This window comes from Rhodopseudomonas sp. (assembly GCF_048594845.1).
Classification (GTDB): Bacteria; Pseudomonadota; Alphaproteobacteria; order Rhizobiales; family Xanthobacteraceae; genus Rhodopseudomonas.
Genome location: NZ_JBMDXE010000287.1, coordinates 1 through 6243 on the forward strand (window position 1 = coordinate 1; position 6243 = coordinate 6243).

Consider the following 6243-nt stretch of genomic DNA (forward strand, 5'->3'; position numbering starts at 1 on the left):
CTACGAGCAGAAGGTCCAGGAGGCCGGGATGCTCGGCGTGGTGCAGGAGAACATCGGCGCCCAGGCCGTGGTCAAGGCGTTCAGCCTGCAGCGCAAGATGTTCGGCTTCTTCACGCTGCGCAACAACACGACGCGCAACAAGATCGCCGAGGCGGTGTTCCTGCGCTCGATGGTCGAGCGTTCGGTGACGGTGGCGGTGCTGCTGCTTCACCTGGTCGTGCTGGCGATCGGCGCGTATCTCGCCACCAAGGGGCAGATCACCGTCGGCACCTTCGTGACGTTCGAAAGCGCATTCTGGGAGGTGTCGTACAACATCGCCCATCTAATGCAGTTCATCCCGGTGGCCATTCAGGCCGCGGCCGCCGTGCGCCACATGGAAGAGTTGCTCGACGAGCCGACGCCGATCGCCGACCGGGCAGGGGCCGCCGTGCTGCCGCGCATCACCGACAACATCGCGTTCGAGCGCGTGACCTTCGGCTACGAAGGCGCCGAGCGTCCGGTGCTCGACAATCTCAGCCTCAAGCTCAAAGCCGGCAAGACCATTGCTATCGTCGGCCCGAGCGGCTCTGGCAAGAGCACGCTGCTCAACATGATCCTGCGCCTATATCAGCCCGATGAGGGCCGCGTCAGCATCGACGGCGTCGATGTCCGCAAGGTGACGCTGGACTCGTTGCGACAGAGCATGGCCGTGGTGTTCCAGGAGAACATGCTGTTCAACATGTCGATCCGCGAGAATATCCGGCTTGGCAAGGAAGGCGCCACGGACGAAGAGGTGATCGAGGCCGCCAAGAAGGCCGAAATTCACCGCTACATCATGAGCCTGCCTGACAAATACGACACGCAGGTCGGAGAGCGCGGCGACACGCTGTCCGGCGGACAGCGCCTGCGTCTGGCGATCGCTCGCGCCATCGTCCGAGATCCCTCGGTGCTGCTGCTGGATGAGGCCACCTCGGCGCTAGACCAGACGACCGAGGCCGCAATCAATAAAACGCTGCTGAAACTAGCCCGCGGCCGCACAATGATCTTCTCGACTCATCGGCTGACCTCCGTGGTCGAGATGGACGAGATCATCGTCATTTCCGGCGGCCAGGCCATCGAACGCGGCTCCCACAAGGAACTCCTCGCCCAGAATGGCGTCTATCGCAAGCTCTGGGACGATCAGAAGAACCGCGGCTACGACGATGATGATGAAGACGATGACGACGATGATGAGGATGACGACGAGGAGTGAGAGGACGCGGCCTCTCCCCGTCATTGCGAGGAGCGCAGCGACGAAGCAATCCAGCTTCGTGCACGGCGCTTCTGGATTGCATCGCTTCGCTCGCAATGACGGCGGGGTTGGCGTTATCCGACCGCCAGCAGCTCAGTTCTTGCTCAAATATAGCGGCGTACGCAGCGTCAGCTGATACGCCGGTTTCGGCGTCCAGGAAATCTGAGCGGTGAGGCCGAACAGGCGGTTGTCGTCGTCGTCCATCTTGTCGAGATCGAACCGGACGATTGGCTGGGTGAAGGCGGCAAGAGGAGCGAGCGCAAGCAGCTGTGCGCCGCCAAACGACTGCACGCCGGCGCGACCGGTCACCTTCCAGTTGTTGTCCCACTGGTAGAAGCCACCCAGATAGCCGACCCAGTTCGGGCGGATCTCGGCGCGATCGGCGTCGATCGCCGTCAGGGTGGATTGCACGCCGGCCAGCACGCCGCGGTGCTCGTCGGCGTCCAGGGCGTAGCTGGCCTCGAGCACATTGTTCAGCGAGGTGGTGGCAAGCGGGCCGGTAGGCACCGCCCGGGTCAGCGTCGTCTGCAGCGTCAGTGTCGGGATCGCGCCGCCGTTCTGCTCATAGATGTCCGCCTGGACGCCCACGTTCCAGCTGGTGACCGTGACCGCGCTCCAGTCGAGGTCGCCGGCCTTCGAGGTGGTGGTGCTAAAGCCGCCATACAATGAGACCCGGTCGTTGATGTCGACCGTCAACGGCACGTCCAGCGCCAAACCCTGGCTCGCCGGCAGCGACGGCGCCGGTCGGGCGGTCAGTTCCGACAGCCGCGACAGCAGCCCTGACGGATTGCTGAAGCCGATCGCCAGAACGCCGGCCGGCACCCGGGAGTAGGAGGTGCGCAGGTCGAGATAGACCTTAGGCGCAGCCGGCTTGGCGTCATCGTCCTCTGCGTCCTCCGCCGCGAAAGCGGCGCCGGGCAGCGCGATCGCTCCAACCAGGGCCAGCCAGCCGACGCCGCGTGGCCGCCGCATCCTCACGTTATTGCCCGCATGATTGGCGAGCCTCCTCAAAGGCCTCAGCGTATCCCTTCAACAATAAGCACAGCAGGCGCGCCGGCTGCAATCACGGGTGGTTCCGTGTGGGGCCCGATCGGAAAAGTGCACGTGGCGAATCTGCAATCACAGATTGTGGTTTATCCATCTGACATCTCACTGCGAACTCGCCGGGGTCACGAATCGTTCACCCGACTCGTGCACAGAAGCGCACACGACTCTGGACCGACGAGAGATTCGCCTGCCGCGATTCTCCCGAATCCGGTCCGCGAAGTCACCGGATCGCGTGCAGCGAGCTCCCGCAACGCCGCGAACCGAACCTTTTGCGGGCTGACCGCAATGGGGCAGAAGTCCCCGGTTCGCTTGGCTTTCCTGCAAAGCGGGTGGGGAGCCGCGATTGACGTGATATCGTCATCTGGCGCTGGTTTTGCCTTGACTTGCAGGTACCGCACCGATAAAACCCGGCCACTTCAAGACAGGCGGTGAGCTTCGCCAAGGTCGGAACGGACCACCCGGACGTCCCTCGCGGAGTTTGGGCACCAACCTCGACCCAAGACGCTCAAACGCTGTCTCTATAAGCCAGGCAATGCCAGGACGTTCAGCGTTCTCTTGAGTAATTTCTCCTGAGGACGGTTTTGGAAGCATGACCTCGGTACGGGCCGGTCAGCAGATGCTGTCCGGTTTTTGCTGCGGTCCTCTGTTGCATGGATGCGCTTTCCGCTCAGCGATGGGTGGCTGGCGCAATTTCGCTTTGCGTGGTCGGACGTGTCCGGTCGGGTGAAGCGGCCGCTGGGGCGGGTGCCCCGAACGAATTTGCGAAACTCTCGAAGTTTCGCGCGAAGCTAAGGGTGAAGGCGAAGATGCCGACGATCAACCAGCTGATCGCAAATCCGCGCGCGGTGCAGAAGTCGCGCAAGAAGGTTCCGGCGCTCCAGCAGTCGCCGCAGAAGCGCGGCGTGTGCACCCGCGTCTACACCACGACGCCGAAGAAGCCGAACTCGGCGCTTCGTAAGGTCGCCAAGGTTCGGCTGACCAACGGCTTCGAGGTGATCGGCTACATCCCGGGTGAAGGGCACAACCTTCAGGAGCACTCGGTGGTGATGATCCGCGGCGGCCGCGTCAAGGACTTGCCGGGCGTGCGCTACCACATCCTCCGCGGCGTCCTCGATACTCAGGGCGTCAAGAACCGTAAGCAGCGCCGTTCGAAGTACGGCGCGAAGCGTCCCAAGTAAGCGGGGAGAGCATCCATGTCCCGTCGTCACGCTGCCGAAAAGCGCGAAGTTCTTCCGGATCCGAAGTTCGGAAACATCGTCGTCACCAAGTTCATGAACTCGGTGATGTACGCCGGCAAGAAGTCGGTTGCCGAAGGCATCGTCTATGGCGCCTTCGATCTGATCGAAGCCAAGACCAAGCAGCCGCCGCTCGGCGTGTTCGAGCAGGCGCTCGACAACGTCATGCCGGCGATCGAAGTCCGCTCCCGCCGCGTCGGTGGTGCGACCTACCAGGTCCCGGTTGAAGTTCGTTCGACCCGCCGTCAGGCGCTGGGCATTCGCTGGCTGATCGCCGCCGCTCGCGGCCGCAACGAAAAGACCATGACGGAGCGTCTGTCGGCCGAGCTGCTCGACGCCTCGAACAACCGCGGCAACGCCGTGAAGAAGCGTGAAGACGTGCACAAGATGGCGGAAGCCAACCGCGCGTTCTCGCACTATCGCTGGTAACGGCGAAGCAACGGAATCAAGGAAGACGTCATGCCCCGCGTTCACGCCATCGAGGACTACCGCAACTTCGGCATCATGGCCCACATCGATGCCGGCAAGACCACGACGACCGAGCGCATCCTCTATTACACCGGCAAGAGCCACAAGATCGGCGAAGTGCACGAAGGTGCCGCGACGATGGACTGGATGACGCAGGAGCAGGAGCGTGGCATCACAATCACCTCCGCCGCCACCACTGCGTTCTGGAACGGCAAGCGCCTGAACATCATCGATACCCCCGGCCACGTCGACTTCACCATCGAAGTCGAGCGTTCGCTGCGCGTGCTCGACGGCGCGGTATGCGTTCTCGACTCCAACCAGGGCGTCGAGCCGCAGACCGAGACCGTCTGGCGCCAGGGTGACAAGTACAAGGTTCCGCGCATCGTCTTCGCCAACAAGATGGACAAGACGGGCGCTGACTTCTTCAAGTGCCTGCAGGACATCGTCGATCGTCTCGGCGCCAAGCCGGTTGCGATTCAGCTGCCGATCGGCGCTGAGAACAACTTCAAGGGCCTCGTCGATCTCGTTCGCATGAAGGCCGTTGTGTGGAACGACGAGGCGCTCGGCGCCAAGTTCCAGGACGAAGAGATTCCGGCGGATCTGCTCGATCAGGCCAAGGAATATCGTGAGAAGATGATCGAAGCCGCCGTCGAACTCGACGACGACGCGATGGCCGCCTATCTCGATGGCAACGAGCCGGACGAAGCGACGCTGAAGCGGCTTATCCGCAAGGCGGTGCTGACTGGCGCGTTCTATCCGGTGCTGTGCGGATCGGCCTTCAAGAATAAGGGCGTGCAGCCGCTGCTCGACGCCGTGGTCGACTATCTGCCGTCGCCGGTCGACGTGCCGGCCATCAAGGGCCAGGACGAGGACGGTAACGAGGTCGTCCGCAAGGCGGACGACAACGAGCCGCTCGCGCTGCTCGCGTTCAAGATCATGGACGACCCGTTCGTCGGCACCATCACCTTCTGCCGCATCTACTCGGGCGTTCTGCTCAGCGGCACTGGCGTGGTGAACTCGACCCGCGAGAAGAAGGAGCGCATCGGCCGCATGCTGCTGATGCACGCCAACAACCGCGAAGACATCAAGGAAGCCTATGCCGGCGACATCGTCGCGCTGGCCGGCCTCAAGGAAGCCCGCACCGGTGACACGCTGTGTGATCCCGCCAATCCGGTGATCCTCGAAAAGATGGACTTCCCGGAGCCGGTGATCGAAATCGCGATCGAGCCGAAGTCGAAGGCCGACCAGGAGAAGCTTGGCGTCGCGCTGGCGAAGCTGGCGGCGGAAGATCCGTCGTTCCGCGTGTCGACCGACCTGGAGTCGGGGCAGACCATCCTCAAGGGGATGGGCGAACTGCATCTCGACATCAAGGTCGACATCCTGAAGCGGACCTACAAGGTCGACGCGAACATCGGTGCGCCGCAGGTGGCGTTCCGTGAGCGCATCACCAAGAAGGCCGAAGTCGACTACACCCACAAGAAGCAGACCGGTGGTACCGGTCAGTTCGCTGCGGTGAGCTTCGTCGTCGAGCCGACCGAGCCGGGCACCGGCTACGTGTTCGAGTCGAAGATCGTCGGCGGCGCGGTGCCGAAGGAATACATCCCCGGTGTCGAAAAGGGCATCGAGAGCGTGCTGTCCTCGGGCGTGGTCGCGGGCTTCCCCGTGGTCGACGTCAAGGTGTCGCTGGTCGACGGCAAGTATCACGACGTCGACTCGTCGGCGCTGGCCTTCGAAATCGCTTCGCGCGCTGCATTCCGCGAAGCGCTGCAGAAGGGTAAGTCGGTTCTTCTGGAGCCGATCATGAAGGTCGAAGTCGTGACGCCGGAAGACTACACCGGCTCGGTGATCGGCGACCTGAATTCGCGTCGTGGCCAGATCCAGGGCCAGGACATGCGCGGCAATGCCAACGTCATCAACGCGATGGTGCCGCTCATGAACATGTTCGGTTACGTGAACAACCTGCGCTCGATGAGCCAGGGTCGCGCGACCTTCACGATGCAGTTCGACCACTACGCGGAAGCGCCGGCCAACGTGTCGGCTGAAGTCCAGAAGAAGTTTGCCTGATTGTCGCCGGCGTAAGCCGCGACTGAACGGAGAAGAGCGATGGCCAAAGCAAAGTTTGAACGTACCAAGCCGCATTGCAACATCGGGACGATCGGTCACGTCGACCATGGCAAGACGTCGCTGACGGCGGCGATCACCAAGGTTCTGGCGGAGACGGGC

At 62.8% G+C, this 6243-nt stretch carries 6 protein-coding genes; 5 read left to right on the forward strand and 1 reads right to left on the reverse strand.

Going from position 1 to position 6243, the window contains the following annotated elements:
• Positions 1-1231 (forward strand): ABC transporter ATP-binding protein (locus tag ACOJTD_RS18680; RefSeq protein ID WP_420134372.1); only part of this gene is annotated, 1231 nt, incomplete at its 5' end.
• 132 nt (positions 1232-1363) lie between these two features.
• Here ACOJTD_RS18680 and ACOJTD_RS18685 read toward each other — a convergent pair.
• A complete protein-coding gene (locus ACOJTD_RS18685; RefSeq protein WP_420134373.1) occupies positions 1364-2242 on the reverse strand; it encodes a hypothetical protein in 879 nt (292 codons plus the stop codon).
• Positions 2243-3123: 881 nt separating this feature from the next.
• Here ACOJTD_RS18685 and rpsL point away from each other — a divergent pair.
• The 4 genes from rpsL to ACOJTD_RS18705 form a co-directional block, all read left to right on the forward strand.
• Entirely contained in the window at positions 3124-3495 is a 372-nt protein-coding gene (gene rpsL / locus ACOJTD_RS18690; RefSeq protein ID WP_025588683.1) for a 30S ribosomal protein S12, read from the forward strand.
• Positions 3496-3510: 15 nt separating this feature from the next.
• Positions 3511-3981 carry a 30S ribosomal protein S7 gene (rpsG, locus tag ACOJTD_RS18695; protein ID WP_420134374.1) on the forward strand — a complete coding sequence of 157 codons (471 nt, stop codon included), beginning with the start codon at positions 3511-3513 and terminating at the stop codon, positions 3979-3981.
• Positions 3982-4011: 30 nt separating this feature from the next.
• Complete coding sequence (gene fusA, locus ACOJTD_RS18700; protein ID WP_420134375.1) at positions 4012-6084, forward strand: elongation factor G; 2073 nt, start codon at positions 4012-4014, stop codon at positions 6082-6084.
• A 39-nt stretch (positions 6085-6123) separates the two neighbouring features.
• The coding region (locus tag ACOJTD_RS18705; protein WP_409744194.1) for a GTP-binding protein at positions 6124-6243 on the forward strand (120 nt) is incomplete at its 3' end.